We start from the raw sequence: 26,387 nt of genomic DNA, 5'->3' as shown, positions 1-26,387 counted from the left end.
GCGATGTCCCACGGCGCTGCGGTCCCTGCCGCACAGGCAGCGCGATGCGGCCGTGGGGACCGCGCCTTTCGGTGCGCGGATGTGGAGCCAGGCGACCGGGTACCGACCGTCTCCCTGCTTCGCGACAGGGCGAAGAGCTGAAATGACGCCTTCGGCGCCGCCTTTCGGCTCGCCCTCGGTCGGACCGGGTGCAGTCTGCGCGGCGGCGCGCAGGCCAGTCGGAGTGGCAGAGAGGCTCTTCAGTGAGGGGCGGGGCGGGGTACTCATGCGACCCTCCCTCGCTGGTTGCGGGTGATCGACCAGTTCAGACCGCTGCGAATGGTCGCTTCGCAGGATCGCGGCGAGAGACCGGCCTGCTCCCCCGCCCACTGAAGAGCCTCCTCAACCTGCTCCCTGGGGAGGTCGCCCCACGCGATGAACCGCCCCAGGGCTCGCGCGGCCCGCAGCAGCGTGGCGTTGCGCTCGCCCTCCGGGGCCTGCCGTACGGACGCGGTTTCCGCGTTCAGGCCCGCTATGGCGTAGCTGGATGCCTGTGCGGACGACGGAGCAGCCGCCAATGCCTGCGCTACCTGTCGGACCGTCAGGCGGGCATACAACCAATCCGGCAACACGATGGGCGGGGTGTCGTCGACGATCGCGTACGCGCCCGTGGGGGTGAGGCTGCCGGAGGCGACGACGTAGCCACCCCAGGCTCGGGTGTCGATGCGCTTGCCGAGCCGTCCGGCCGTGTTGCCGAGCCGAATTCGGGGCGGGGCGGTGAAGTACAGGTGGACTCCGCCACCTGCGGTCCGGATCGTGCGGGTGGTGGGAACGGCCTGTCCGGCGCGCTCGCAGAGCGCACGAAAGGTCGTCACGCCGGAAGGCGTGTCCGCACTGCTTTTGCGCTTGGGCATGTCGAGGTCGACGACGACCAGCCCGGACGGGCCGGTCGCAATGCCCACGTTGAACGGCAGGTCGCCCCAGGCACGGCGGATGCGGTCCGGGTCGATGGTGGCGCGCTCTTCCCACTTGCGGTGGCCACCCGCGCAATCGCCGATGCCGGGACAGACGTCCTCGCCGTGCAGGGCCGGACGTTTGTCGCCGGGACGCAGCGGGAGCACGGCCCAACCGCGTTCGGCCGCATCCAGCGCGGCATACAGGAGGTGGTTGTTCATGCCACCACCTCCACAGCGCGTGAAGCGAGGTATGCGCGGCCAATCAACTCCGTGTAGGCGGGCGGAATGGCCTCGGTCAGTTCCTCGCGGACGTCAGTCCACGTGATGCCCATCGCGGTCTGAAGCTCGGGGATGGACGGCTTGCCCCCGCCGTTGCCGTAGGCGGCCACGTACGGGCCATCGAAGTACTCACCGTGTCGCCAGCCCTTCACACGTCCGCGGTGGGGGGCGTGCGCCGGCTGCTCGACGGTCCATCCGCCCAACTCGAAGTTGCGGTGGCGGAGGACGCCGAGCCCGAACATCTCGCCGCACAGTGTGAGGTCTTTGCGAATCTCCGCGCGGCCGTTGGGCTGCTCGATGAGGTACGGCAGGCCCGTCTTGTCGAGCAGGTCTCGGGTGGGCGCCACGAGATCTTGGTGGGTTCCACCCCAGCCCTGGGAGCGGTTCGTCCCGACGGTCAGCGTGCACTTGTCCTGACACGGTGGGGAGGCGTGCACGAAGGCGTACCGGCCGATCTCCCCGGAGAGAATCAGCGCGGCGAGTCGTTCGAGCGCGTCTCCTCGGTGCTGCGGGAAGGGGTAGTTGGGCCGGTCGGCGATGTCCACGCCGTCTACGACGAAGCCAGCGCGGGCGTAGCCCACGGCGGCGCCGCCAGCGCACGAGAACAAGTCCAGGAGGCGCGGCCGGAGCCGATCGCTGCTCCTTGGGGTGGTGTGGGCCGGGCGGCCCTCGCTGAATAACGCTCGTTCGGTCATGCTGGAGGTCTCCTAGTTCTGAGGGACGGGAGAACCGGGGCGGGCGCAGGCTTGTGGTGAGACGGCGCCCGCCTCGGGTGTGTCTGCACGTGGACTGCGCGAGGCATCGAACGTGCGAGTGCAGACAGCGGGAACGACACGTGCAGTCGTGGGGACTGCTGTCGAGAGCCTTGCGGTGCGACGAAGTGGTATCGCAAGGCCAGCAGAAGTGGGGGTACTAGAAGTGGCCCTGAACGTCGTGACGTTGCTGGTTTCCGTGCTCGCCCTGGTGATCTCGGCCTGGTTGGCGTGGGGGCAGCTCACGTCATCCCGGAAGTCGACAATCCTGGCGATGATCATGGATGGGTTCAAGGACACACGAGGGGACGACTACCTAGAGGCGGTCGAATACGTGCTGTACCAGCTCGCCATCGATCACCCGCAACCGGTGCCCTATCTTCAACTCCCGGGGGAGGCTAAGAAACATGTGCAACGGGCCGGTCTCTTCTACAACGACCTGGGCAAACTGGTCGCGCACGGCATCGTCGACGAATCCCTGATCATCGGCGCCTACGGGAAGAGCCTGCTGCGCGCATGGACCGTGCTCGCGCCCTTCGTCTACCTCGAACGCCGCGCGCGTCAGCGCAACGCCATGCCGTACTTCGAGGACCTGGCATGGCGGGTGTCCAACAATCCTCCCGAGAGCGTGTACCGAAAACTGGGGCTCCATGTGCTCCCGCCTCCAACCCCGCGGTGAGCGCCAGTGGACGCCTTCGCGGGCTCAGTGCTCCTTCCACCTGTGGAAGGCGGGCACCTGGGGGAGGTTCGCGTGCTCTAGGGCCGTCGGGTCGAAGCCGGGCAGCGTGGCGCGGGAGACAAGTGCCTGGGCGAGAGATTCGGCGTAAGCGGCGCCGGTGCGTGCGACTTCGATCTGTGCTCCGGCTTTGAGGGCTTCCACTCGTTCGATGTGGGCGTGTTCCTCGCGCCGCTCCCCCATGTGCCGCTGTTGGGCGACGTGTTCGCGGCGGTCGGTGCGCCAGTGCCGGGCGGCGAGTCCGTAGGCGGCCGTGGTGGCGAGGACCCACAGCAGCAGAGGCAGGGAGAGCCCGTCGGCGTATCCGGCCACGCCCGCCAGTGCGAGCCCTCCGGACGCGGCGAACGCAGTTCCCGCGATGACGGGGTCACCGGCGCGGCCGATGCTCGCGCACATGCCGGCCGCGCCCGCGGCGAGGGAGAGCGCGGTCATCAACACCGCGTTGCCGAGGGAGTGTTCGGCGCCGTTGGAGTTCCAGATCCGAGCCAGGATCAGCACGGTGGACGTCGCCGCTGCCGGGGCGGCTTTGGGGGCGATGAGGGCGAGCCAGTGGCGGGCCACGATCTGTTCGTTCACGGTGGTCTCCTAGATCTTGCCGAGGGCGTCGACGACTGCGGCGGTCAGCTCGGTCACGGGGCCGGAGGCGCCGGTGGAGGAGAGGTAGAAGCCGAACATCACGGCGATGAACGCGGAGCCGTAGCCGAGGGTCTTGGAGCGGAGCAGGAAGAACAGGACCAGGCCGAACAGGGCGACCAGGGAGACGGTCACGGCCATCGGGTTATCCCTTCCGGGCGGGCCGCCGCGCGGCGGCGGGGGTGTCGGTGCCGTCGCGGGCCACGCGCAGCCAGAGGTTGTAGAGGTGGCGGCCGACGCGTATGCGTTTGCCGTGGCCCTTGCAGCGGCGGCATGGCTTGCCGCGCTTGAGGCGGCCTTTGCGGTCGGTCTTCATGGCGAAGCCGAAGCCGCGGCACTTGCGGCAGTCGCCGTACGGGCTCGCCGCACACAGACTCCAGTAACCGAGTGTGACGGCGAGCAGGCAGGCGCCAGCAAGGAGGAGGAGGGTCATGGGGTGCCCTTCCAGGCGGGATTCCGGGTGTTCTCGCAGGTCGGGTGCTAGGTGCGAGGTTGCTGATCAGAGCCGGTATGGGGTGCTAGCGGGGCTGCTAGGTCTAGCAACGAGGGCTGCTAGACCTAGCAGCGGTGCGCGGTCAGCCTCCGGACCGCTTTCGGTCACGCTGGGTGATGGCGGTGGTGATGTCGGCGCGGGCGATGCCGCGGCGGGTGGTGCCCTTGCCCTTGTCGGTGGTGCCCCAGACGTCCTGCGCGCTGATGCCGTGCGGGCGCAGGTTCGTGGTCACCGTCTCCGGCTTCCACCCGCCGTAGATCTCCGGGCGGAGACTGGCAAGGCGGGCGGCGATCTTCTCGTTCCACACCTTGTCCTCGTCGACGGCGACGACGTTGAGGATGTCGGCGAGCAGATCGAAGGCGGCCTCGCCGCTCTCGGGGCTCTCGCCGATGGCGTGGCCGGTGATGTTGCCGTACGCCTCGCGCATCGTCCGGGCCCGCACCACGACCTGCTCGGCGCCCAGTGCATCGACGAACGCGGACGCGACGATGCGGGGGTCGTCGCCCTCGCCGGCCATCCAGCAGATGCCGCGGTCGGTGCGGGAGAACATCGTCGCCCGGTATCCCGCCTTGTACATCGACGTACCGAGCACCATGTCGTTGGCCGGCTGGCCCATCACCTTCAGGCAGAACCGCAGCACCGCGTTGGCGGAGATGCCGGTGGGCAGCGACTTCGCGTCCGGGCGCTGGGTGCCGAAGAGGGTCACCATGCCCAGCGCGGGACCGCGCTTGCCCAGGTCGGTCGCGATCTCTTCGATCTCCGCGCCGTACTTCTCGTGCTCGAACGGCACCTGGCACTCGTCGAACCCGGCGACGATCGGGTGCAGACCGAGCGACTTGTCGTTCGCCAGCTCGGGGGTGACCTTGGATTCGGGGCAGCGGGAGCGCGGCAGGGACTTGATGACCTTCGCCCTGCGGCGCAGCTCCGCCCGCAGCTCGCGCAGTGATTCGAGGACGTAGAGGATGTCTTCGTCCTCGTCTCCGGCGCGGTAGCGGTGGCAGACCGGTTCCAGGGCGCCGAAGTCGCCGGTGCCCTTGAAGTCGAACGCGTACAGCTCCGCCCGTGGATCCAGTGCGGCGATGAGCAGGAACAGCCGCATCAGGAACGTCTTGCCCATCCGTGGGATGGACCCGACCACGACCGAGGCGAACATGAGGGTGACGGCGACGTCGCCCATGCGCTGGTCGTTGCCGAACACGACCGGCTTGAACAGGTCGACGCTGCCCGACTTCAGCAGCGGCCAGGCGGGCTTGGTGGTCTCGTTCATGGGCTTGTCGCCCACCCACAGGATCAGCCGGCCCTCGTGCTCGGTCGGGTCGGCCGACGGCCACACGCACCCGACCTTGCGGCGCAGCCCCGACGCGAGCGGCTTGCGGGCCTCCATGATGTCCTCCGGGGTCACGCCCCACGGCAGGTCAAGGTCGGCGCGGTAGCCGGGGCCGTCGCGGGTGATCTCGGAGGTGAAGCGCATCCCGTTCATGTCGCCGCCCTTCTTGATGGCGGCCGACAGCTTCGCGTTGCCGATGTTGTCCAGCGCCCGCAGCACGATCGGACCCGTCAGCTTCTGGATCTCGGTCTTCAGCACGGCCGGGCCGATCACGGGGTGGTCATGCGGGGCGCCCCAGAACCCCGCCACCAGCACCGCGGCCGACGCCAACACCCCTAACCACCCGGGGGCCAGCACGTAGAGGGTGAGCGCGAATGCAGCACCGAAGACCAGTGCCACTGTGCTGACCAGCACGCGCAGGCGTACCCGTCCGTCGCGCTGCCGGGACAGCTTCAGATACTCGGCCGTGTTCTCCCGCCGTACCTCGTACTCGCGCAGCGGCGCACCTTCCGCGTCCCACACCCACCGGTTGGAGTCCCGCACGAAGCGGGCCGCACCACGCGGCGCGTGCAAGGTGAGTTGAAGGGCGTACCAGGGGGTGCGGATGCCGTGGAAGGCCGTGGCGTAGAAAGCGTTGCCGGCCGCGCGCTGTGCGGTCGCCACGAAGCCAGGCTTCGAGGTGAGCCACGTCGGCAGGATCGGCCGACGCTTGTAGGTCGTGATGCCCGGTGCGGGAAGGTCGGGCCGGTCGACGCGACGGGCAAGCGAGTCGGCCGACTCCTCGTCGTCCGAGTCGGCCGACTCCGGACCCGACTCGGTGGGGCGGGAGTCGGGCAGTGGGTCGCCAGTCGAGGCGGCCGATCCGTCGCGGGCGGATCGGGCCTTGTCGAGGTCGACGACGTCCGCGTCGGAGTCGGCGGTCATCTCGGCTTCGAGCCGGTGGAACAGTTCGTTGTCGTCGGGCTGGTTCACTGAAGGTTCCTTCCAGATGCGGAGGGGGTGAGCGGGGTCCGGCCGACGCTGTGGAAGGTGGGCGGACGGACCCCGCGAGCAGGCGGTGAGGGTGGGTCAGAGCCGGATGCGGGTGGCCTGGAAGTGGGCCACGGCGCCGCGGAAGCCCTGCATGGTGAGCTGGTCGGTGGCCTCGAAGTAGGCGTCAGCCTTCTCGTAGCTGTCCGGGCCGGTGACGATCCCGGATACCGGGCGCCACAGACGGCCGACCAAAACCAGCGCGGACCAGTGGAAGGCGACGGTGTGCGCCGGGGGCGGGGGCGGGTTGGCCATGGCGGAACTCCTCGCGATCGGTGGGGTGTTCAGGCGGCGCACGGCGCGGTGGTCGGGTAGGCGCAGGGCACGCACATGCCGATCGAAGTCGGGATGACGTATCCGGCGTCCGTGGCGCAGGTGGGGCAGGCGCGGCGTGCTCGCATCGCTTGGCGAGCGCGGCCCGTTTGCCAGCTGTCATCGGACGGACGGGCTTGGCATGGTCGATGCGGTAGAGGTAGGCGACCAGCGGGCCGCGCCGGTAGCGCGGGCGCATGAGCTGCGCCGCGATCGGCTGACCACCGGGACGGCGCCCGCGGGCACGCAGTTGGCGACGTGTGGCGAGCCCGTTGGGGGCGTAACGCCACGGGTAGGTGGGGATGCCGTACTGAGCGCCGGTGGGGTCGTAGCACTTGCCGAACGACCCGGCCATCACGGAACGACGTGCAGCGCCGGGGCTTGGGCACGTTCGGCTTTCAGTGCGTCCCGGAGCCTGCGGGCATTCGCCGCGGAGCAGCGCACTTCCGCGCGGATAGCCTCCGCGTTCAGACCGGCTTCGTTCCATATTGCGGTGGTCGCGCGAGCCTCGATGAGCAGGTCCTCGAAGGAGCGCTGCGACTTCCCTACGACCCTGGCGGGGGTGCGGCGCCGCGGCGGCGCCTTGGGCACGGGCGGGGCTCCCGGTGGATTGCTCTCCGGAGACGGTGCGGGGATGCCCTGCTCCGTGGCAGGGGCAAGGTCGCCCATGCGCAGCATCACGCGTTCGCGCCGTGGGGTCTTCGAGCGCCAGCGCCGTCCGTGCTGCTCGCGGAGCTCCGCGCGGGCCAACTGGCGTTCCTTCTCCAGGACCAGGGCCGTGCTGTAGGAGGTGACCTCCCACAGCGTCATGCGGCGCCAGAGTGCGAAGGTGGAGGGGAAGGCGAGCAGCCAGCGGGAGAAGCGGATCTTCTCCATGCGGCGGCCGGTGGCGGCGCCGATCCGGACGGCATAGATGTGCGCGCCGATCTCGGAGAACACCACCCACAGCAGCGGCATTGTGCCATGCGCGAGCTTCGCGGACGGGGAGTGTCCGGCGGCGATGTTCAGCCCGCATGTGATGAGCGTGAGCACCCAGGGCACGAACCGCACCCAGGCCAGCGCCATGTCCATCCGGATCAACAACAGGTTGGCGACGGTGAACACCGGGATGGACACGTCGATCCCGACCGGCAGCATCCACGGGGAGTGGAATCCCCAGTGCAGCGCGGCAGCGGACACCGCGTCGAAGGAAGAGATCAGACCGAGCGCGCCGACCGCGGCAGCGGCGAGCGCACCGATTCCAGCGAGTCCCAGCTCCGGACGTGTCAACGGCGGCACCCCCACGGAGGGCGCCTCAGAGGTGGGGGCGGGGGTGGTCATGCTGCGACCCCCGTTCCGCCATGCGTGCCGGAACGGCCAGCGCGGCGCCCGCGGACGGTCGGGCACTTCTTCTCCAGGCTCAACGCGTTCGACCATGGGGCCTCACAGCGCTTGGCCCGGTACATCTGCTCGTCCGCGAGCCGCAACAGGTCCGATAACACCACCTGCTCGGTGCGCGGGTGGGCGCCGACGGCACCGATCGAGGCACTGACGTCCAGCACCAGGCCGGCCGTCTCCACCGGCGTCTCCAGCACCTCGATACGGCGAGCCAGCCGCGACGCGTGCAGCGACCAACCGGCCGCCATCGGCACGCCAGTCGCGGCAGCGAACAGCAGCTCGTTCATGCCGCCACCCCCTTACGCGCCGTGCGCCGGCGCCGGGCCGGACGGGACAGCGGGATGACGTCGAACAGGTCGGGGTTCTCCTCGATGACCTGCGCCGCGATGCGGATCAGGTCGTCGGGAAGGTTCGGGTTGTCGGCGAGGATGTCGCGCGCCGCATCCAAACGGGCGGCGCGCTCTTCGTCGCTCTCCCCCTCGACTCCGAGCCACAGCTCAATCGGGGTGCCGAGCGCGAGTTCCGCGAAGTCCTCAGGGGAAATGGCCTGTTGGCGGCCGATGTACATATGCATGGAAGGCTCCTGAAGTGGAGGGACAGGAAGCCGAAGCAGCCGCAGGCGTGTTGGTGAGACGGCGACTACTCCGGAAGAACCCAGGTCGCGAGCGCGGCACGGGTCGGTTCCGGGCGGTTGTTCGTGTCTCCTTCATCGCGACCGCGCTCCCGTGTCAGGTAGAGCTGTCCGGCCTCGAAGTAGGCGTATGGAGACGTGACCTTTCGGTCTAAGCCCTCCGGTGAATGCCAAGGCGCCGGGTCGCCTCCCCCCGTCCGATGCGGGGCTCCTGGTCGTGCGGCCTTGCAGGTCAAGCACTTACAGACACAACGGCAGAGCCCTTCCGGACTCGCTGTACCGATACGTAACAGCATGTACTAGCACGCACTAGGGCGCAAGAGGACTGCGCAGATTCGTGCTAGGTCGTACTAGGGGTGGGTACGCTCGATGCCGTGATGAGCGCTGAAATCTCGAAAGACGACCCCAGACCGGAGTCCGAGCAGGCGGCCGACATCCTGCGGCAAGAGATCGCGCGTGGCGATATCAAGCCGGGGGCCCATGTGGGCTCCGTACGGGACTTGGCTACGCGCTTCAAAATCTCGGGAATGACGGTGCAGCGAGCCCTTGCGATCCTCCGCGAGGATGGGCTCATCCTGACCACGTCGCGCGGCAGCTATGCCCGCGATCCACAGCAAGCCACTGAAGACAGCGGAACCGGCGCGGGTGTCGACTTTCCCGAAGTCCTGCGCCAGCTCGAACATCTCACCTCCCAGGTCTCGGAACTGCGCGGCAGGCTCGAAGCGCTCGAAAAGCGCTCCGTGCCGGGTGGTGCTTGATCTGCAACTAGCATGCGCAGAAGGGGAGTTGAGAGGTAAGTGACAGCCAGGGGACGGCATACCGACGGAGGGGACATGTCCGGTGACACCCGCCTGTCACCTTCCCTGTCCCCCCGGCTCGCGCGGGAGACTCGGAGCAGGCACTCGGAGGAGGGCGCATGACCGACGACAGGCCCGCATGGGCGCGACGCATCGCGGCTGAACGGATGGCGCGCGACTGGTCGCAACGTGACGCAGTCAGGGCCCTGCGAGCGCACGCTCCCGCGGAGCTGCCTGCGGAAGAGAGCATGATTCGCCAGTGGAAGCGTTGGGAGTCCGGCCAGGCGCCGAACGACTTCTACCAACCGATCATCGCGGCCACCTTCGGCACCGTGACACACGCGCTCTTCCCTGCGCCGGCGCGGCGAGATGGAGACCGGGAGATCTTGGCGGCGAGCGGTATGGAGACGCTGGAGATCGTGAGCCGTCTCAACCGGTCGGATGTCGACGGCGCCACGCTCGATGCCCTGCGGATTACGACCGACCGACTGTGCTCGGAATACCCGTACATGCCGAGTGGGCAGCTCATCATCGAGGGGCGCCAGTGGTTGCGGCGCGTCGTCGAACTGCACACGAAGAGCCTCACCCTTGCCCAGCACCGCGAGGTACTCGCGCTCTCCGGATGGCTCGCGCTCCTGGTCGGCTGCGTGGAGTACGACATGGGAGACCGTCACGCTGCCGAGTCGACGCGACGGGCAGCCCTCTCGCTCGCGACCGAAGCCGACCATCCAGAGGTTGCCGGGTGGGCGCACGAGATGCGCGCATGGTTCGCGCTCACTACCGGCGACTACCGCGGCGTGATCTCGGCAGCACAGGCCGGAGGCGATGTGGCACCGCACCACAGCGTGGCCGTGCAACTCGCGGGTCAGGAAGCCAAGGCATGGGCGCGCCTCGGAGACCGCCGGCAGGTCGAGGTGGCCCTCGACAAGGGGCGGCGCCTGCTCGAAGGGATGCCGCACCCCGAGAACTTGGACAACCACTTCGTGGTGGACCCCGCCAAGTTCGACTTCTACTCGATGGACTGCTACCGCCTGGTCGGTGAGGACAAGCTCGCGCGCACGCTCGCGGAGGAAGTACTCAGGGCCGGCACTGATTTTGACGGACGCGAGCGCTCACCGATGCGGAACGCGGAAGCACGGGTCACGCTAGGAGTTACAGCGGCACGTGACGGTGACTTGGAGCAGGCTCTCAAGATGGGCGAGCGTGCTCTCCGAGGGGACCGCCAGTCGGTGCCATCGCTCATCATGACCAGCCGGGAACTTGCAGCCGAGATGAAACGTCGGTACGCCTCGGAACCCGCAGCTCAAGAATACCTGACACGGCTTCACGCACTCGGGCAAGAGAACCCTGGGTTTCGTCCTCAATAGCCAGCTGAATCCGCTCCACACCGGTTGGCTCGCACAGTGAGGGCGCCCCGGTCGATCACGGCTTCACAGACCGGGCGCCAGCTCCCGAACAGCTCCGATTTGCCGCGTGGCTCGGGTACCAACTCCGCGCATACGGCCGGCACTCGGTCCGTTCGTTGTCTCAGGCCATGCTTCGAGGTAATCGAAGGAGCGACTTGGGGCGGCGTTCAGCACCACTGTGATCCCATGGCACACCACCTGAACAACTCCGCTGGCCGCCTGCCGCGAGGTCAGGTTCGCGAGTGCCAGCGAAGTGTCAGCTCTTCAGGTGGAAGGAGCGCACCTTTGGCGTTGTCGGCTGCCAGAATGCTGGGAGTCGCGAAGCGAAGGGGTGTCAATGCTTGCGGAGACTGCGGCGTTACGGCTGGGCACGACTGTGGCCAACGCAGCTGGGCGGTTGTGGCTGGGAGGCAAGCAGCGGGAGCAAGAACGTCTGCTACCGATGGAGGAACTAGTCCGAGTACGGGTGCCCGGTGTGCGGCTCCAGCGCGAGGTCAGGCAACAGTTCGAACAGATCACCAACGCGGTGTTCGACCGACTGGAACCGTTCATAAAGCACGCGTTCCAACGTTTGGGGGAAGGCGGTCGCCAGGCCGTGATCGACGCCGTGGCCGATACCTTCATGCGGGCGGATCTCTCAGACGAGGCCCTGCTTGCGGCGAATGCAAACCCGGCTGAGCTCATCCGCCGCATCACTCGCTCCGTTAGTACACCTGTCGGCCTGAACGAGGCGGAAACGCGCCTGTACGAGCGGCTTTTCGCCGAATGCGTCGATTACTACGTCCGCATCGTGCGCAGCCTTCCAGTCTTCGAGGAGCGGGTAGCGGGGGAACTGCTGGCGCGGACGGCCACACTAGGCGCCGAGGTGGCGCGTCTGTTGGAACGCCTTCCGGACCGTTCACTGCTCGCGCCAGACGGTGCGGACCACGACACAGCTTTTCGGCGCACGTACATGGAACTAGTCAGCAGAGACCTGGACGAGGTAGAGCTGTTTCGCAGCACCTCCGACCAGACGACCGCACCCCGCGTCCGGCTGTCGGTGGCATACGTCAGCCTCCGGGCGACGGGGGATAACGGGCAGCGCCGGCGCACCACGCGCTCCTTGCCACTGCTCAGGCCCGACATGAGGTCATGGGATGAGGCGGCAGACGAGACTTCCGGTATGCGGGTCGAGGCCGCTTTGAGCGGCGCGTCCCGGGTCTTGCTCCGAGGAGAGGCTGGCTCAGGAAAGACAACATTGCTGCGATGGCTGGCTATCACGGCGGCACGCGGGGCTTTCACGGGCACGCTGGCCACCTGGAATGGGCTCACGCCAATCCTAATCAAGTTGCGTGAGTACAGCGGCCGTACGCCGCCGAGCCCGGAGGCGATGCTAGACGGAATCGCCGGACCCATTACAGGCATCATGCCCAGAGGGTGGGTGGAGCGTCAGCTCGACGACGGCAAAGCGCTGCTCTTGATCGACGGTGTGGACGAGCTACTTGACCGGGAACGCCGAGCGGTACGCGACTGGCTGCGCAAGCTGCTGGGGCAATACAACGGTGTACGGGTGGTCGTCACTTCCCGCCCTGCGGCGGCAAGCGCGGACTGGCTGCGCCGTGAAAATTTCGAATCCCTCCACCTGGACCGGATGACGCCTCCCGACCTGGCAGCGTTCGTACGGCAATGGCACCAAGCAGTACGGGAATTGGGCGGAGAACTACCCTGCGAGGTAGAGGAACTTCCGCACTATGAGCAATCCCTACTTACCAGCCTAAAAGACCGAGCACACCTCCAATCTCTTGCGGGCACGCCATTGCTGGCGGCCATGCTCTGTGCAATGCACCTGAACCGAGGGCGCCAGCTACCCCGTGATCGCATGGAGCTGTATCGCAATGCGCTCCACACCTTGGTCCATGACCGGGACGCCGATAGGAATGTGCCAAGCGCAATGGACAGTAAGCTCAGCCTCGGCGACAAAACCGTCATACTTAGGGACCTCGCATGGCGGTTGTCGGATAACAACCGTACTGAGATCGATTTGGATAGAGCTGCCGAGTATGTGGGGGCGAAGCTCAGAGCGATGCGCCACCTGGACCTTCTGGACGGCAACCAAGTCTTGGAGCAACTACGGCACCGCTCCGGAATTCTCCGATCTCCCGCCGCGGGACGCATGGACTTCGTGCACCGAACCTTCCAGGAGTACCTCGCAGCCAAGGAGGCCACAGAGGAGGACCGCATCGGTAACCTGGTCGGTCGAGCGCATCTGGATCTGTGGCGAGAGACAATCATCATGGCGGCAGGCCACGCCAACACACGCCAAAGAGAAGAGCTACTCGGCGGCATCCTCGACCGCGCCGGAGAGGAGCCCCGGCACGCTCGCGCTTTGCAGCTGCTGGCGGCAGCCTGCCAGGAGACGTTGCCATCAGTGTCAGACACGCTCGCGAGCCGCTTGGACCAGGCCGTGACCATGTTGCTTCCAGCAAGACGTAAGACGGATCCGCCCTCACTGGCGGCGGTGGGGCCCAGCCTGCTGCGCTGGTTTCCGCCTTCATTGGGGCATCTGACCGAGAATGCTGCGGAACAGACAGTACGGACTGTGGCGCTCATCGGGGGTGAAGAATCACTGGAACTATTGAAGGGATATGTTGAGGATCGACGCCACAACGTCACCGACGCACTCATCCACGCATGGAACTACTTCGACGCTGACGCCTACGTTGACGCGGTGCTTTCTCGGCTGTCTCTGCAAGGGCACGAAGTCATGGTCACTCATTCTGGCCAGATGGGCACTCTGAGGAGATTGCCCTCGTTGACACACCTTCGCCTAGATCAGCCAGTAAAGGAACTCGATTCACTCACCGACGTCTCGCCTCTAAGGTCATTGTGGGCAACCGCGATCGATGGCATCGACCTCTCTCCTCTGCGGGCTCATTCCGGCTTGCGGGAACTCATGCTGTTCGGCCTCGGGCCCGTCAGAGAAGCCTCGGCTATCGCAGACATGAAGGATCTGCTCGCCCTAACCGTACCTATTGGTGAGGGATTTGACCTCGACATCTTGCGCAGATTCCCGAAGCTCGAGAGTCTAAGCCTAGGTGGAGTCGATGAGAATTCAGATCTAAGCGTTCTACCCACCATAACGGGCTTGCGGGACTTGCACTTCGTTGGGTTCGCCGATGCGACTACGGCAGGCTTCCAAGAAATCGCTGCGCTGCCCGGCCTCAACAGCCTGTCCTTGTATTGGTACGACGTGACGGCCTGGCTCGCGACACTTAAGGGTGCCCGGTCGCCCCTCAAGCAATTGTATCTGTACAGCTGCGTCGCGCCCGTAGATCCTCTGGCCTTCAAGCACCTCGACGGCCTTCGTGTGCTTTCTCTGGCTGACTGCCACACTGCCGATGGTGCACTCATCACGGCCCTGAATATCCCGGGGGTATACGTCGAAATCTCAAATGACTGAAGCAGGGAAACGGATGACCGAAGATATAGCGGAACCCCGAGCGAGGCCGTCTGTTGACCACCCGGCAGGACCAGCATTGGCCGCCAACGACCCGCGCCGATCGGGGGCCAAACGATGCAGCCCTGCCCAGACCATCCTGTACAGCAATGGACTGTGCCAGAGCTGGAACAGGCAGGTCAGCCCCCGGGCAGGGTAACGAGGGAGTCTGACCGCGTTCGAGGCGAAGAGCTGATTACGAAGCCGAGCCCGCACGTCAGGTTTGGGCGTCCGCATCCAGGTACTCCCGGGCGACCCTTATCCACTCTGCAAGAGTCCTGTCCAGAGCAGCCTCTGCCTCACGAAGGGTTCGCAATCTGTTGTCTAGCGGAAGGCGGCTCCTGGCGTCATCGATGAGGGAGGCGGCTCGCCTGCCCGTAACGCCACACCTCGCCAGAGACGTCAGCGCAAGGGCTTGGGCCTCAGCAACAGCTGCGTTGCGTGCGCCTGCCTCTCTGATTGGGTAACTGGCGCCTTCTGCCTGTGCTCGGGCCGCTGCCCTCAGATCGTGAAGTGCATCCCGCGCGGTCAAAGCTTGATCCGCGTCAACGCCATCCGGCCCGTCACCGTTCTCCACGGCGCGCAACATGGCGTCAGCTCGTGCAGCCGTCGCAGCCCGCACTGTCGAGAGAAGGACTGTGGTCACTCCGTCACGAACACGACCGGCTGCCTCCGCCACGTGCACGGGGCCCTCCAACTCAACGACCGAATGCGCGAACTTGACAGCGCCGCTGGCAGTAGTGACAGCACTAGCTAACACGGCGTGGTCCTCGCCGGGCCCCGTTCTCGTGACCAATTCCTCAGCAGCGGCAACTGCATCGTTCACGGCTATCGCGAACGATGCCCAGGCTTCCCGCCGCAATGTGTGACGCCACTGGCGATACTCAGCCCGGGCTTGATTTCGGGAAGCGTCCAAGGCGGCGCGGTAGGTGGCCTCGGCCTGCGCCCTCCCCGCCTCAGCCCCGAGTTCGGCTGCGCGTACGGCTGCTCTGGTCTGTGCCCGTCCGACCAAGATGGCCGTAGGTACGCCTATGAGCGCTACGAGAGATGACGACATGGCACCTACGCCTTGGAGATCCATGGCTACCTATGATCGCGCGATCCGTTGAACTGTTGGAAGAGGGCTGCATCGCTAGCAGGCCTCGTAAGCCGGCATTCCTTAGGAGAAACCTGGGAGAAGATCTTCTCCCCGCGTCTCCCTGAGACCGCGCAAGACCGCGGCACGCCAAGGCTCTGACCTGCATAAGTAAGGTGGATAGAAGGTGCGGATCGCACCCCGACCTTATTCGGAGCGAAGAGGTCGTGGCGTGATAGCCACGCATCCCGACGGCGCCCCGCCTTACCCGAATTGCTGGTGAGGCCTCGTGAGGCAACCGACGGTGGCATTGCATGGGGCTAGCGCTGATGATCTTCGGCAGTTGGGGTGCCGTCTGCCAGCGCGGCCCTCACTGCGGCGCCGGCAGACACGACCGCGAGAGAGCTGAGCTGGCCTACTGATGGCGGGTACGGGCCCCGATCGTAGCTGTACCGAGCAACCTCAACTGTCCTGAAGGACCATGGCGTCGATGTGCTTTGCATCCTTCACAGGCTGCCTTGCGCTCCGATCTGGTCTTGAAGCGCAATAACCCTTCACAATGAGCTGTGCAGCGACAAGCTACAGGGATTGACAGGCTCCCGGCCCCGCGCAACGAGATCGAGTGCAGGCTGCTTCAAGTGGTATGGATGGATGCCTTCAAGGGCCACGGCGGATGGCCCACCTTTCATCAGGTCGATCGACGGCTCGACCAGTACGGAATCGATGCGGTCGCGGTCCTTGGAACACTCACGCCGCATCTCCTGACGGGCTGGCCCGACCCAACCCGTCGGGTTCCGTCCCCGGAGACAGAACTTCGGTTGACGATCGCCGGCGTCGCTCATTGCCCCGGTTCGGCAGACGTAGTGGACGCCTTCGTCTCGCTAGTCAAGACCATGACAAACCTTGAGACTGGATGGCCCAACCCCACATCTCGCCCCACTCTCCGCAGCCCCGATGCGATCAAGCGGGTAGAGCTCGCTCACAGCCCGAGGAAGGAACTCCTGCGCCGCGCCTTTCTGCTTGCTCGTGAGGAACCCTGGGCCGTCTACTCCAACTCGGGCGCCCTGGCGTTGCCTGTTTGGGATGAGGCGCAGTCGAATCGGACCGTAGACGCGCACGGGATCGAGGGCTGGGAGCTTGGAGTCGACCGGAGAGTCCGGGCATATCGCGAGGTGCAAGACATCGGCGACTACTGGAATCGCCGCAGTTGGCAGCTGGCGGATGCTCAAAGTCTGGTGCCACCCCCTCCACCGCCGTCGGCGAGCGAGCTGTTCACCCCGCGGCATGTGCGGTACCCCGGCATGGAGGCCAATACAGCACTTCTAGCAGTGTGGTTGCTCCAGCAGACGGATGGCGACACCACCCGATATGAGAGCCCGGACGGGTTCGCCCAGGAACGTGACCTCCCCTCCGGGAGGCTGCGAGGGGTACTCGTGTACGCCCAACAGCACCACTGGGTAGAGGTCCTTGACACCCTCAGTGGCACCTCTGTTCGTCTCACTGTCGCGGGCGTGGAGATGGCCGAGGAACTGCTGCGACTGCGCAGCAGCCGGCGCGTGCGCTTTGACTACCTCACCAGCGCCCTGGTCTCGGTTGCCATGGACACCTATCCAATGTGCCGACTGCGGGTGGAGGACTTCCTCATCTCACCTGCTTCATGGCTCCATGGCGATTCACTCACAGTCGACGAAGTGCTGCGAGCCGTCGAGTACCTCCGCGAGAAGGGGCTGGCCGCGATTGATTACGGCCAGGGAGGCCCTGCTGTGGAGCTAAGTCTCACAGGATTGGGCATCGACTGCGGCACAGATGACGACGTCAACGTTAGGAATTTCATGAGCAATCAGCCAGGCTTCAGCATCGGAACCGTCAACAACTACGGCGGTGCTCCGCAGATCGGCATGAACAACACGCAACACAACACGTTTGGATCCAGTGCCAAGGAGCTGGCTGAGTTCGCCCAACAAGTCCTGGCTGCCGCCCACACGATCGACCTACCTGAAGACCAACGCACGCGTCTACTCCAGGATGCCCAGTCGCTTGCTGACCAGGCTGAATCCGGCACGCCCGAACCCGGACGGGTACGCCAGCTCATGGTTCGTGTGCGCGACTCCCTTACTCAGAACGCCACCGATGCCGTGGTCCAGGGGCTGCTCAATGCTGCCCAGAACTGGCTCTGACGACGGGCCTACTCATCACAAGTACAGCATCATCAGGCGTGAACCTACCGGATCGGCCCCGAGGAAGCCGGAGAGGTGCTGGGAGAAAGCTGGGAGAAGATCTTCTCCCAGCACCTCACGGGCGCCTAGGCAGACCAACTCGTACCAACGTACTGACCTGGTCGCATACCGCGCAGGAGGGGTAGGGATCTTGCCCGGACCTTATTCGGGACGAAGAGGTCGTGGGTTCAAATCCCGCCACCCCGACACAGGTCAGAGGCCCATTCGCGTGATCGCGAATGGGCCTCTGTCGTGCGTACAGCAGCGGAGTACAGCAACCGCTATGACTCGTGCTGGCCGTCCTCGGCCGACGGCCCTTCCGCCCGCTCTTGCTGCTTGCGCTTCCCCTTCTTTTCCTTCTTCTGCTTGCTGCCGCCACCCAGCGCCTTGCCGAGCTTGCGGAGCGCCCGGCGGGTCTCGGCAGAGGGCACGTGCGTATAGACCTCCATCGTGACCGCGATCTCCGAGTGGCGGAGAATCTGCATCGCAATCCGGGGGTGGACGTCGAGGGCCGCCAGGAGTGAGGCACAGGTGTGGCGGGTGTCGTGGACACGGATGCGGCGGACGCCAGCCCGCTCGCAGCGACGGTCGAACTCGCGGGTGAAGTTCCTCGGCTCGACCGGGGTGCCGTAGCGGGTGGTGAAGACGAGATCTGACTCCGTCCACAGATCCTTGGCCCGCTCCTTCGCAGCCTGCTGCTCCTTCTGGCGGAGCCGGAGGGCGGTCAGGCAGATGTCAGGCAGCGGGAGCACCGCCTCCGAAGCCTCCGTCTTGGCCGTGTCGGTGTGCAGCAGCCGCCGGCGGACCCGCTGCAGCTGGTGGCGGATGTGCAACTCCCCCGTATCAAGGTTCACGTCCGACCAGGTGAGACCCAGGACTTCCCCCTTGCGTAGGCCGAGAACGAGGATCAGGACGTACGCCGGATAGAGGTAGTCCCGCCAGATCTGGGCGTTCTCCAGGAAGGCGCAGGCTTCCTCCACCGACCAGGGTTCCGGCCGCTTCCGCCGGGCCCGCTGGACCTTGACGAGCTGGGCGACGTTCTTCGAGATGCGCTCCTCGACCATGGCATTGGTGAGCGCGCTGCGAAGGATGGTCCGGGCGTCATTGACCGAGCGCTTCGAGAGCGTCTGTCGGCAGCACTCCCCCATGGCGCAGCACCGCCGCCGTTCCTCGGGCCGCTTGGCATCCTTGCCCTGGGCGCAGCACTGGCAGGTGTCGGCAAGCTTGTTGAGCCAGCCGCGCATGTCCTGCACGGTCAGCCGGTCCAGCCGCTTGGAGCCGAGAAGCGGCACGATGTAGAGGCGTACGGTCGTCTCGTAGGTCGCTGCGGTCAGCGGCCGAAGGTTGGGCTCTACGACTTCCCGAAGCCAGTAGGCCAAGTACTGGGTGAGGGAAGGCGTGTTGGTCGCCACCGGGCCCTTCTTGGCTTCGCTGTGGAGCTTGAGCCATTTCTCGTGGACATCCTTACGGGTCGGTCCGTAGACGTACTTCCGCTTGCGGTTGCCCTCCGGGGTCGTGACCCAGGCGTAGGCCGCGTAGCCGTTCCGGTAGGGGTAGATCGACCCTTCGCCGTTGCCTCGCTTGCCGCTCACGCGGACCACCTCTCGGATTCGTCGGCGCAGCGGTTCACGTAGTCGTCCACCCAGGCCGGGAGGATGCGGCGATTGCGGCCGATCTTGACGGAACGAATCTCGCCGGTGAGGACGAGCATCTTGGTCTTGGAGAGGCTGAAGGCGAGCATTTCGGCGACCTCAGCCGTCGTGTGCCACTTGCGGTGAAGGGTCACCGTGGTCATGGAGTTGGTTCTCCTTCTCCGTCGGGAGCGGGTGTACGTGAGGCGGCGAACAACGCTTCCGCGGCGGTCAGGCCGGTGCCGGCGAAGCGCCAGTGGGAGAGGACGAGGACGGTCTCCGGGTCGGGCAGCGGGTGGCCCGCCTCGGCGGCGCGCTCGCGGGTGCGTGCTTCGTTGTGGTCGGCGCGTTCCTGGCGGAGGGCGCCGAGGGTGACGGAGTAGGCGCGGGACTTGGTGGAGAAGTGGCCGCGGAAGCCGAGCATGTGGGCCCACTTGCGCAGGCGCAGTTCTTCGAGCTCGGGGAGGCCGCCGAGGCGCCAGCAGGTGAGGATCATCTGCCGGGCGTGGTCGGTGACTTCGGCGCCGATGAGGTCGGTGATGGGGTTGCGGATGGGGCGGTCCAGGGTTCCTGTCGCGCTTTCGGCGCCCTTGGTCGCGTACTTGGCGATGTACGCGGCAACAGCACGGCTGCTCAGGTTGGTGGCGCCGGTGAAGTCCGCGGACCGGATGGGGCGGACGTCGAGCTGTTCGCCGAAGCGGAAGGTGCGAGCACGGCCATCCAGGACCGGGCCGGGTGTCTCGGCGAGGGCGGCGGCCGATCGGATGGCGTCGGTGAGGAGTTGGGTGGTGGCCCAGGCCGGTGGGGTGTCCTCGGCTCCATCCGGACCGTCGAGACGGATCACGGCATGGAAGTGGACGGCGCCCCTTCGCTGATACTCGGCAACCTTGGCGTAGGACACCTTGAGGCAGTTGCGCAGCTCCGAACGGCCGATGCCCGCGCGGGATGCAAGCTGCTGGCGGAGGTACGTGACGAAGCGGGCCCATAAGGCCCCGGCGTGGGCGTTCCACAGGACGGCGGATCGGTAGTCGTAGCGGTCCGCATCCAGCGGGGTGCCGAGTACGGCATCGCCGTCCGTGTGCAGGCGCCCGCATCGGCAACGGCCGCCACCGGGCCGGTTGTGGACGGGGCCGAAGGACGGTGCAGTGAAGGTGGCGAAGACGCGGGGGTGTTCGGCGACTGCGGGACCGATTCCCTTGCCGCCGCTCAGGCCGGCGGTGACGAGGTGGAAGGTGTCCTTGCGGTAGACCTCGGCGCAGGAGGCACAGCGGGTTGCGCGGCGGTTGTTGCAGCGGATGAGGAGTTGCCCGGCGGGAAGGTCGCGGTCGGCGATCTCTCGGACGATTTCACCGGTGGCGGCGAGGACGTCCAGGCGGCGGCCCTCCATTCGTACGGGCCGCTCGCAGCCGCCGAGTCGTTGGATCTGGTGCGCGTAGGTGCTGAGGTCGCCGTGTTGGGCGAGGGCCGCCAGTTGGCGGACGGCTCCGGTCGGAGCCTCGGAACGCATGTGCGGGTTCCTCCTTGAGGGAACTGGATTCGAGACGGACTGGCTTGTCCAGGGGGCTAGACACCGTGGGCAAGCCAGTGCGCGGAAGAAATGAAATCAGCGGCGGTCGCTCTTCAGGATCGAGCGGATGGTGACCGCACAGACGGCCACGGAGGCGGCGGTGATCGCGACGGCGAGAAGCATGGACACCAGGACGGCCCCCACGACCAGGACGACGGCGGAGCCGCCCACCACCAGGGTCAGCGCGCTCCCCGGGGTGAGCTGCACGGCAGGACGGTTCGAAGCCACCCCCGCTGCGGGAACAGGCGCCGCACCACGCTGGGACGGAACCGGGCTGTGGACGGTCGAAGGCGGCGCGGCAGGTACCGGCGCGGTGTCCTGTGGCGGGTACTTGGGCTTGAACATGGGGCGGATTCCTTTCTGTGCGGTTGCGTTACTTGAGGACGGGGTCAACGGCGGGGGCGAGGAAGCTCCCGGCGGCGAGGTAGCCGCCGAGGAGGAGCACGATGACGAGCCACCAAGGCGGGCGGGCGAGTCGGACTCCGAGGGCCCCGACGGCGAGGAGGGCGAGCCAGAGCGGGACGTGCATGTCTGTCGTCTCCTGTCAGGCGCGGCAGCGGTGAATGCGGGCGGCGAGTTCGGCGGCGGCGCGGCCGTCGTACTCGGCGGAGAAGTCGCAGTGCGGGGCGGTGCAGGCGGCGACGTGTCGGTTTCGGCCTCGGGAGAGGTACGAGGCGACCTGTACGGGGCCGATGCGGCGGACGTCGCGGAAGCGTGGGCTCATGGCGAGCGTCTCCCTGGTCAGAGGTGCGCGGCGACGGCCGGCGTCATGGACGCAGGTAGGCCGAGCCGGGCACGGACGGTGTCGGGGTCGGCGGGTTCGCCGGTACTGGAGTGGAGCTCTCGGGCGAACGCTTGGGCACGGTCGACGAGGGCGGGCGGAAGGTGGACGGTCGAGGCGGGCACCGGTGCCGGGCCCGGGTCGGCCGCGGGCTCCAGGACCGGGATGGGGTCCGGGTAGACCGTGCCGCTTGCAGTCGGTTCGGCGAGCGCGGGAGTCGGAGCCGACAGCATCGACTCCCCCGCCTCGGACACGGCCGACGCACTACGGTCGGCGGAATCCGAGGAAACGGGCGTGTGGGCCAGCAGGGTGCCGCCGAAGAAGGCGACGGCCGGCCAGCCCGCGACGACCACGCGGAGCAGGGCGGGAACGTGGGCCAGGTCGAGGAGTCCGGCGGTGGCGATGTTCGCGCCGAGGGACGCGGCGAGGGCGACCAGGAACCAGAGTCGCGACCCGGCAGCCGGGAGCCCGGCACGTTGCTGTTCGCGCATTCGCCGCCAGGCGGCGACGAGAAGCAGGTCGACGGAGACGGGATAGGCCCACGCCTTCCAGCCGCCCTGCCCCGCCGCTTCGGCCAGATCGTGCAGGTGGGAGAAGGACAAGGCGCCCGCGATGACGGCTTGAATGATCACGGCGTCCACACGGGCCGGGAAGGCACGCATCGGCACGGACTCCTTCCGGTTCGAGGCATGGGAGGGGTAGGGACACGGCGCGAGGCGGTCACGCCGACCGAGGAGAAAGAGGTGCCGCTACTCGGCCACCGGGCGAGCGACGGGCGCCGCCGCAGTGGAGGCCGTGGGCTTCCCCACGGCCTCCGACGCAACGGCCGGCCGGAAGGAGGCAAGGCGAGGCAGGTCCGGGACCAGGTCCACGGTGGCGCGGCAGACGGCCGCAGCGTCGTTCAGGGTGAGGTGTGGTGAGCGGGCGCGGGACCAGCCGCCCGAGGAGTCCCCGACGACGGCCACACCGGGGCGGTCGGCGGGGATGCCGGTCGCGGCGAGCGCGGCTTCCGGGGAGATGTCGGCAAGAGCCATGTTCGCGGAGGACTCGTCGTTGACCCGGTGGCAGACGCGGCCGGTGAGCTGGGCCCGCAGCATGGTGGCACCCTTGCCGAGTTCGGAGCCGAAGCGCTGTCCGCACACCTCCAGGTAGATGCCTGCGGCGCGGCCGAGCTGGGCGATGCGGATCAGCTTGGTAACCATGGCGTCCCGGCGCTTCTCGTCGTCGCGACTCGCGGCGAGGAAGAGTTCCGCCACCTCGTCGACGACGACCACGATCGGTACGGGCCGCACCGCATCGGACAGGCCCCACACGTCGGAGGTGAGCACGGCGGCCGGGCCCGCTCCGGAGGTGACGCCGATCAGCCGGAACCGTTCCTCCATCTCCTCCAGGAGGACATCTAGGAGTTCGTTCGCACGGTCCGAGGTATCGGCAAGCGCGGACAACCGAGGCGCGAACGGGGCTAGTTCAACGCCCCACTTGCAGTCGATGCCGACGAGGACGACCCGTTGCCGGGCCAGGCCGCACAGCAGGTTGCGCAGATAGACGGACTTGCCGGATTGGGTGGCGCCAAGGATCAGTTCGTGCGGCACGGTTCGGAAGTCCCGCACGTGCCAACTCCCGTCGTCCCGGAGGGCAAGCGGCAGGGTCAGCGGGCCACCGGAGAGCCTGCGTCGGGCGGGACGCACGTTGGCGAGTACATCCCAGCCGATGAGCCGCAGTTCGAGGCGTCCCGGCTTGGTCGGGCGGATGTGGACGGCGTGCGCCGCCCAGGCGTGGCGCAACCGGTCGGCGGAGGCTGCGAAGTCCTCCGGCGCCTGCCCGGTCGCCATACGCAGCCGCATCACGAGCCCCGAGCCGGTGGCCAGGGGAAGCGACCGGCGCGGCGGAACGGGTGACGCCTCCCGCCCCATCATCCGGGCCGTCGCTCGCCGCACAGCCGAGGCCGGAACGGTCAGACCGCACGCGTCCATGGTGGCGCGGTAGGTGGCGAGCACGCGCAGCGCGACGACCGGATAGCCGATGAGCCACCAGAAGACGACCGGTAACCGGCGGCGCAGCACCTGCAAGATCACGGCCAGCGCCACCAGCGCCAGGAGCAGAGTCCACACGGAGTCGGTCATGGCGCTCAGCCCTGCACCGAGGCGGGGACGTTGGCCATGACGGCATCGGCCCGGTAGGCGATCCCATGCCGGGCCCGACCGCCGAACTCGCTCTCCCACGGCCGAGCGACCAGGCCGGAAAGGATCACCGGGGTACCCATAACCAGGCCCTCGCCGATGCCCTTGGCGGGCACGGTCACCTTGACCATGTCCGAGCCGCCCTGGGCGATGAACACCAGCTCCAGCATCATCAACCGGTCGTTCGTCACCGGGTCCACGGCGATCTCGCCCGTCTGGCGGTCTTTCACCTTCACCTCGGGCAGCTTGGTGACGAGCAGCGTCGCGGCCGAAGTGTCCACGGGGATGACACGCATTCTGTTGACCTCACTGAGTCTGTGACGCCACTTCTGACGTCATCTCGATTGGATACCCCCCTAGACAGTGCAAAGAGGGAGCCACCCCGACTGTCTAGGGGGGTTGACGCCAACAGTAAGCCGACGGCTCGTCAACTGTCTAGGGGGGTACACAAAGAGCTTTGCGAGCCGAAGCGGCTACGGCAGCATCCAATGCAGCACGGTGGCGTCGTCACGCACCTTGCCCCGCGGCCACCGCCGGCCGACGGGGTCGTCGGCTTCCGCATCGCGCACCCGGCGGATCACCTCAGCAGGACCGGAGGCAGCGACGAGCGCGAACAGCTCATCCCAGGTGGCGAGTTCGAACCGGTCGACGAGACGGGTGGCCCCATCACTCATCAGCGCCACAGACGCCAACGATTCCAGTGGGACGGAACCGGTGAGCGCATGTTGGGCCGCTTCCGGGTCAGGCCCCGCAATCCAGAAACCCTCGGGCCGGTTGCGCAGCCGGGTTAGGGCACTCCTGTACTCGGCAAGAGCGGCGGCGTGTTCGGGCGAACCGGTGGGCAACGCATCGACGGGACCGCGCAGTTGCTTGCCTACCGCGTCCAACCGCCGGTCGGCGACGACGTCGACCGTGCCGTCACGACCGGCCAGGAGGAGCGCCGAGTCTCCCAGGACGGCGTATTCCAGGGTGCCCGCCAGGGCCCTCGCGGCAACGACCGTGCTGGTTGGGCTGGCCGGGTGGTGCAGGTCGCAGTCGCCCTCATGCAGGGACCGGACGGTACGGATCGCATGACTCAGGCACTCGGCCAACGGAAGGCCCGGCTGCCCAACGAGCGTGCCGAGCAGGACCCCGCCCAGCGTCGAGGAGAACCAGGCGACACCGTGCTCGCAGCCAGTCTCGCCCCCGGCCACTCCCGCGCCATCGAGGAGGACGGCGGCCCCGGAAGAGGCGGCGGCGAAATCCTCGTTCGGCATGCCGGGTGCCGCAGGGAGCGAGACCAGCGCGATCGTCACGCCGCCGGCTCCTCGTCGTGACGGTAGAGCGGGCAGAGCAGTTCGACGCTGCGGGGTTCGCCGGTTTCGGGGTCGTACTCGACTCCCACGAGAGTGGAGAAGCGATGTTCACCGACCTGTCCCCACAGGCTGTTCAGGTCGGAGGAGAGCAACTGGACGACGCCGAGGGAGCCCTGCGTATGGATTCCGGCGATGGCCAACAGCGAGCCCGCTCCGTCCGGCCGACGCAGCCTACCGAGGTACCCGACGTCGTAGGGACGGAAAGGGTCACTGTCCTGACCGGACCGGTACACAGTGTCCGTACGTCTGTCGACAACCGTCCACGGGCCGTCGTCCGCCTGCTCCCAGCTCAGCACCGGGTCCTGGCCGTAGGTGTCCCACATTTGCTGAGACATCCGGGGGCCGCAGACCACGACTAGGCCGTCACGGTTGAGGTCGATGTCACCGCTCACGGACACGTGCTCGGAGAGGACATCGAGCCCGTACGACCTTGCCAGGTCCTCCAGCCGCTTGCCCGAACTGACGTCGTCGACGGCGACAACCGTGCGCCCGCGCTCATCATCGCGGCGCAAAGGCGTGGCCACGGTAACGGCGCCTCGCCCGAGGAAGGCCCCTTCGGGAGCCGGTCCAGTGTGCCGGATCTGATGGATGCGCCCGCGGCTCAGGCCGGCCTTTGCCGCGATCTGCGCGTACGACAGCCCCTGCGCATGCAGGTCCTGCACTACACGCCGACGCAGCCGAGCGAGTTCCGTAACTTCCTGCTGTGCGTCGGCCAACCTGGTCGTGACCTCACGCAGCAGCAAGTACGGATCATCGATGGCCGCGATCCGTCGCAACTCGTCCGACATGCCCACACCTCCTAGACGCACCCAGGAGTCTAGGGCCCTAGACGATTCGGGCGGGAGACGCCGTCCCGTACGAACATCAACCACATAGAAGCCGGACCGATATCCAGGGACCCCGCGAGGGCTCACCCCCCGCCGCCCGCAGGGCATGCAACGCGGCCGGCCAGGGTGAGGGGGATCATGCGCCAGCTCGCGCAAGCTCGGCCCAGACGGACCGGCCGTGCATCCGTTGCTTCACCCCCCAGTCTTTGGCGCAGGTCGCCATCAGCAACAGCCCGCGCCCACCCTCCTCCTCCCAGTCATTGGCAGCGAGCAGTTGCGGTCTATCGTCGCCCCCTTCGTCGGTCACCTCGATGCGCACCCGGTCGTCGTCGAGCACGACGATCACGAGAAACCAGCCGCCCTTACGGCCACTCCGGGAGTGCCGGACAGCATTGGACGCCAGCTCACTGACAATCAGGACGGCGTTCTCCACCATGCGGGGGCCCTCGGCCTCCATCAGGGCAGCGACGAAGTATCGGGCTTCTGCGACCTGTTGTGGCAGGCCAGGGAACGGACGGCACCACTTCGCAAGCAAGAGGAACACTCCTCGTCTAGAGGGCTAGACAGCACGCA

General features: G+C 67.1%; 27 protein-coding genes and 1 pseudogene. 5 read left to right on the top strand and 23 right to left on the bottom strand.

The window, feature by feature from the left end; translation table 11 throughout:
• Positions 1-263 precede the first annotated feature (263 nt).
• Complete coding sequence (locus tag OG788_RS24955) at positions 264-1,154, bottom strand: bifunctional DNA primase/polymerase (protein WP_406373558.1); 891 nt, start codon at positions 1,152-1,154, stop codon at positions 264-266.
• Positions 1,151-1,909 (bottom strand): DNA methylase, encoded by a 759-nt coding sequence (locus tag OG788_RS24950; protein WP_406373556.1) that lies wholly within the window; start codon positions 1,907-1,909, stop codon positions 1,151-1,153. The genes OG788_RS24955 and OG788_RS24950 overlap by 4 nt, the downstream gene beginning before the upstream one ends.
• A gap of 223 nt (positions 1,910-2,132) precedes the next feature.
• Between OG788_RS24950 and OG788_RS24945 the strand changes: the two genes are divergently transcribed.
• Positions 2,133-2,645 carry a hypothetical protein gene (locus OG788_RS24945; RefSeq protein ID WP_406373554.1) on the top strand — a complete coding sequence of 171 codons (513 nt, stop codon included), beginning with the start codon at positions 2,133-2,135 and terminating at the stop codon, positions 2,643-2,645.
• 24 nt (positions 2,646-2,669) lie between these two features.
• On the opposite strand, the gene OG788_RS24940 is transcribed toward OG788_RS24945, so the two are convergent.
• From OG788_RS24940 to OG788_RS24900, 9 genes and pseudogenes are all read right to left on the bottom strand, one after another.
• On the bottom strand, positions 2,670-3,278 hold the full coding sequence (locus OG788_RS24940) for a hypothetical protein (RefSeq protein ID WP_406373552.1): 609 nt from the start codon (positions 3,276-3,278) through the stop codon (positions 2,670-2,672).
• A gap of 9 nt (positions 3,279-3,287) precedes the next feature.
• Positions 3,288-3,476 (bottom strand): hypothetical protein, encoded by a 189-nt coding sequence (locus OG788_RS24935; protein WP_406373551.1) that lies wholly within the window; start codon positions 3,474-3,476, stop codon positions 3,288-3,290.
• A 4-nt stretch (positions 3,477-3,480) separates the two neighbouring features.
• The gene (locus OG788_RS24930) at positions 3,481-3,768 is read right to left on the bottom strand and encodes a hypothetical protein (RefSeq protein ID WP_406373549.1); all 288 of its coding nucleotides are present in this window, start codon (positions 3,766-3,768) and stop codon (positions 3,481-3,483) included.
• Between the two features lie 142 nt (positions 3,769-3,910).
• On the bottom strand, positions 3,911-6,127 hold the full coding sequence (locus OG788_RS24925; RefSeq protein WP_406373548.1) for a cell division protein FtsK: 2,217 nt from the start codon (positions 6,125-6,127) through the stop codon (positions 3,911-3,913).
• Positions 6,128-6,223: 96 nt separating this feature from the next.
• Complete coding sequence (locus OG788_RS24920) at positions 6,224-6,439, bottom strand: hypothetical protein (RefSeq protein ID WP_406373546.1); 216 nt, start codon at positions 6,437-6,439, stop codon at positions 6,224-6,226.
• A gap of 29 nt (positions 6,440-6,468) precedes the next feature.
• A pseudogene (locus tag OG788_RS24915) lies at positions 6,469-6,851 on the bottom strand (RRQRL motif-containing zinc-binding protein).
• Positions 6,851-7,816: a DUF2637 domain-containing protein gene (locus OG788_RS24910; RefSeq protein ID WP_406373544.1), complete on the bottom strand. Its 966-nt coding sequence runs from the start codon at positions 7,814-7,816 to the stop codon at positions 6,851-6,853. The pseudogene OG788_RS24915 and the gene OG788_RS24910 overlap by 1 nt, the downstream one beginning before the upstream one ends.
• Positions 7,813-8,160: a diguanylate cyclase domain-containing protein gene (locus tag OG788_RS24905; protein ID WP_406373542.1), complete on the bottom strand. Its 348-nt coding sequence runs from the start codon at positions 8,158-8,160 to the stop codon at positions 7,813-7,815. The genes OG788_RS24910 and OG788_RS24905 overlap by 4 nt, the downstream gene beginning before the upstream one ends.
• Positions 8,157-8,447, bottom strand: coding sequence for a hypothetical protein (locus OG788_RS24900; RefSeq protein ID WP_406373540.1), 291 nt, complete (start codon positions 8,445-8,447; stop codon positions 8,157-8,159). Before OG788_RS24900 ends, OG788_RS24905 begins: the two co-directional genes overlap by 4 nt.
• 434 nt (positions 8,448-8,881) lie before the next feature.
• Here OG788_RS24900 and OG788_RS24895 point away from each other — a divergent pair, with 434 nt between their 5' ends.
• The 4 genes from OG788_RS24895 (at position 8,882) to OG788_RS24880 (ending at position 17,434) form a co-directional block, all read left to right on the top strand.
• Complete coding sequence (locus OG788_RS24895) at positions 8,882-9,262, top strand: GntR family transcriptional regulator (protein ID WP_406373538.1); 381 nt, start codon at positions 8,882-8,884, stop codon at positions 9,260-9,262.
• A 158-nt stretch (positions 9,263-9,420) separates the two neighbouring features.
• Positions 9,421-10,668, top strand: a complete 1,248-nt coding sequence (locus OG788_RS24890; protein WP_406373537.1) for an XRE family transcriptional regulator — start codon at positions 9,421-9,423, stop codon at positions 10,666-10,668.
• 376 nt (positions 10,669-11,044) lie between these two features.
• A complete protein-coding gene (locus OG788_RS24885) occupies positions 11,045-14,146 on the top strand; it encodes an NACHT domain-containing protein (protein WP_406373535.1) in 3,102 nt (1,033 codons plus the stop codon).
• A gap of 1,758 nt (positions 14,147-15,904) precedes the next feature.
• Positions 15,905-17,434, top strand: coding sequence for a hypothetical protein (locus OG788_RS24880; protein ID WP_406373533.1), 1,530 nt, complete (start codon positions 15,905-15,907; stop codon positions 17,432-17,434).
• Between the two features lie 320 nt (positions 17,435-17,754).
• Here the strand turns inward: OG788_RS24880 and xerC are convergent, their stop codons facing one another.
• From xerC to OG788_RS24820, 12 genes are all read right to left on the bottom strand, one after another.
• Positions 17,755-19,074: a tyrosine recombinase XerC gene (gene xerC, locus OG788_RS24875; protein ID WP_406373531.1), complete on the bottom strand. Its 1,320-nt coding sequence runs from the start codon at positions 19,072-19,074 to the stop codon at positions 17,755-17,757.
• Complete coding sequence (locus OG788_RS24870; RefSeq protein WP_351543049.1) at positions 19,062-19,268, bottom strand: excisionase family DNA-binding protein; 207 nt, start codon at positions 19,266-19,268, stop codon at positions 19,062-19,064. The genes xerC and OG788_RS24870 overlap by 13 nt, the downstream gene beginning before the upstream one ends.
• Positions 19,265-20,611 (bottom strand): replication initiator, encoded by a 1,347-nt coding sequence (locus OG788_RS24865; RefSeq protein WP_406373529.1) that lies wholly within the window; start codon positions 20,609-20,611, stop codon positions 19,265-19,267. The genes OG788_RS24870 and OG788_RS24865 overlap by 4 nt, the downstream gene beginning before the upstream one ends.
• A 96-nt stretch (positions 20,612-20,707) precedes the next feature.
• Positions 20,708-21,016 (bottom strand): SpdD protein, encoded by a 309-nt coding sequence (locus tag OG788_RS24860; RefSeq protein ID WP_406373527.1) that lies wholly within the window; start codon positions 21,014-21,016, stop codon positions 20,708-20,710.
• A gap of 28 nt (positions 21,017-21,044) precedes the next feature.
• Positions 21,045-21,200, bottom strand: coding sequence for a hypothetical protein (locus OG788_RS24855; RefSeq protein WP_389089161.1), 156 nt, complete (start codon positions 21,198-21,200; stop codon positions 21,045-21,047).
• Positions 21,201-21,215: 15 nt separating this feature from the next.
• Positions 21,216-21,395: a mobile element transfer protein gene (locus tag OG788_RS24850; protein WP_406373525.1), complete on the bottom strand. Its 180-nt coding sequence runs from the start codon at positions 21,393-21,395 to the stop codon at positions 21,216-21,218.
• A gap of 17 nt (positions 21,396-21,412) precedes the next feature.
• Positions 21,413-22,114, bottom strand: a complete 702-nt coding sequence (locus tag OG788_RS24845) for a DUF2637 domain-containing protein (protein WP_406373523.1) — start codon at positions 22,112-22,114, stop codon at positions 21,413-21,415.
• 87 nt (positions 22,115-22,201) lie between these two features.
• Positions 22,202-23,575, bottom strand: a complete 1,374-nt coding sequence (locus OG788_RS24840) for an FtsK/SpoIIIE domain-containing protein (protein WP_406373521.1) — start codon at positions 23,573-23,575, stop codon at positions 22,202-22,204.
• Between the two features lie 5 nt (positions 23,576-23,580).
• Positions 23,581-23,928 (bottom strand): hypothetical protein, encoded by a 348-nt coding sequence (locus OG788_RS24835; protein ID WP_406373520.1) that lies wholly within the window; start codon positions 23,926-23,928, stop codon positions 23,581-23,583.
• Positions 23,929-24,105: 177 nt separating this feature from the next.
• Positions 24,106-24,927: a protein phosphatase 2C domain-containing protein gene (locus OG788_RS24830; protein ID WP_406373518.1), complete on the bottom strand. Its 822-nt coding sequence runs from the start codon at positions 24,925-24,927 to the stop codon at positions 24,106-24,108.
• Entirely contained in the window at positions 24,924-25,775 is an 852-nt protein-coding gene (locus OG788_RS24825; RefSeq protein ID WP_406373516.1) for a sigma-70 family RNA polymerase sigma factor, read from the bottom strand. Before OG788_RS24825 ends, OG788_RS24830 begins: the two co-directional genes overlap by 4 nt.
• A gap of 175 nt (positions 25,776-25,950) precedes the next feature.
• Positions 25,951-26,349: an ATP-binding protein gene (locus tag OG788_RS24820; protein ID WP_406373515.1), complete on the bottom strand. Its 399-nt coding sequence runs from the start codon at positions 26,347-26,349 to the stop codon at positions 25,951-25,953.
• Positions 26,350-26,387: the final 38 nt, after the last annotated feature.

It is taken from the genome of Streptomyces sp. NBC_00647, assembly GCF_045207245.1.
In the GTDB taxonomy this organism is placed as follows: domain Bacteria; phylum Actinomycetota; class Actinomycetes; order Streptomycetales; family Streptomycetaceae; genus Streptomyces.
This window is presented reverse-complemented; position numbering and strand designations above follow the sequence as displayed.

Coding starts and splice junctions, on each gene's coding strand:
- OG788_RS24950 (WP_406373556.1), bottom strand. CDS start 1,909: ATGACCGAACGAGCGTTATTCAGCGAGGGCCGCCCGGCCCACACCACC.
- OG788_RS24855 (WP_389089161.1), bottom strand. CDS start 21,200: ATGCACGTCCCGCTCTGGCTCGCCCTCCTCGCCGTCGGGGCCCTCGGA.
- OG788_RS24865 (WP_406373529.1), bottom strand. CDS start 20,611: ATGCGTTCCGAGGCTCCGACCGGAGCCGTCCGCCAACTGGCGGCCCTC.
- OG788_RS24850 (WP_406373525.1), bottom strand. CDS start 21,395: ATGAGCCCACGCTTCCGCGACGTCCGCCGCATCGGCCCCGTACAGGTC.
- OG788_RS24885 (WP_406373535.1), top strand. CDS start 11,045: ATGCTTGCGGAGACTGCGGCGTTACGGCTGGGCACGACTGTGGCCAAC.
- OG788_RS24935 (WP_406373551.1), bottom strand. CDS start 3,476: ATGGCCGTGACCGTCTCCCTGGTCGCCCTGTTCGGCCTGGTCCTGTTC.
- OG788_RS24825 (WP_406373516.1), bottom strand. CDS start 25,775: ATGTCGGACGAGTTGCGACGGATCGCGGCCATCGATGATCCGTACTTG.
- OG788_RS24860 (WP_406373527.1), bottom strand. CDS start 21,016: ATGTTCAAGCCCAAGTACCCGCCACAGGACACCGCGCCGGTACCTGCC.
- OG788_RS24890 (WP_406373537.1), top strand. CDS start 9,421: ATGACCGACGACAGGCCCGCATGGGCGCGACGCATCGCGGCTGAACGG.
- OG788_RS24905 (WP_406373542.1), bottom strand. CDS start 8,160: ATGAACGAGCTGCTGTTCGCTGCCGCGACTGGCGTGCCGATGGCGGCC.
- OG788_RS24845 (WP_406373523.1), bottom strand. CDS start 22,114: ATGCGTGCCTTCCCGGCCCGTGTGGACGCCGTGATCATTCAAGCCGTC.
- OG788_RS24930 (WP_406373549.1), bottom strand. CDS start 3,768: ATGACCCTCCTCCTCCTTGCTGGCGCCTGCCTGCTCGCCGTCACACTC.
- OG788_RS24955 (WP_406373558.1), bottom strand. CDS start 1,154: ATGAACAACCACCTCCTGTATGCCGCGCTGGATGCGGCCGAACGCGGT.
- OG788_RS24880 (WP_406373533.1), top strand. CDS start 15,905: ATGGATGCCTTCAAGGGCCACGGCGGATGGCCCACCTTTCATCAGGTC.
- OG788_RS24895 (WP_406373538.1), top strand. CDS start 8,882: ATGAGCGCTGAAATCTCGAAAGACGACCCCAGACCGGAGTCCGAGCAG.
- OG788_RS24910 (WP_406373544.1), bottom strand. CDS start 7,816: ATGACCACCCCCGCCCCCACCTCTGAGGCGCCCTCCGTGGGGGTGCCG.
- OG788_RS24920 (WP_406373546.1), bottom strand. CDS start 6,439: ATGGCCAACCCGCCCCCGCCCCCGGCGCACACCGTCGCCTTCCACTGG.
- OG788_RS24870 (WP_351543049.1), bottom strand. CDS start 19,268: ATGACCACGGTGACCCTTCACCGCAAGTGGCACACGACGGCTGAGGTC.
- OG788_RS24840 (WP_406373521.1), bottom strand. CDS start 23,575: ATGACCGACTCCGTGTGGACTCTGCTCCTGGCGCTGGTGGCGCTGGCC.
- OG788_RS24900 (WP_406373540.1), bottom strand. CDS start 8,447: ATGCATATGTACATCGGCCGCCAACAGGCCATTTCCCCTGAGGACTTC.
- OG788_RS24835 (WP_406373520.1), bottom strand. CDS start 23,928: ATGCGTGTCATCCCCGTGGACACTTCGGCCGCGACGCTGCTCGTCACC.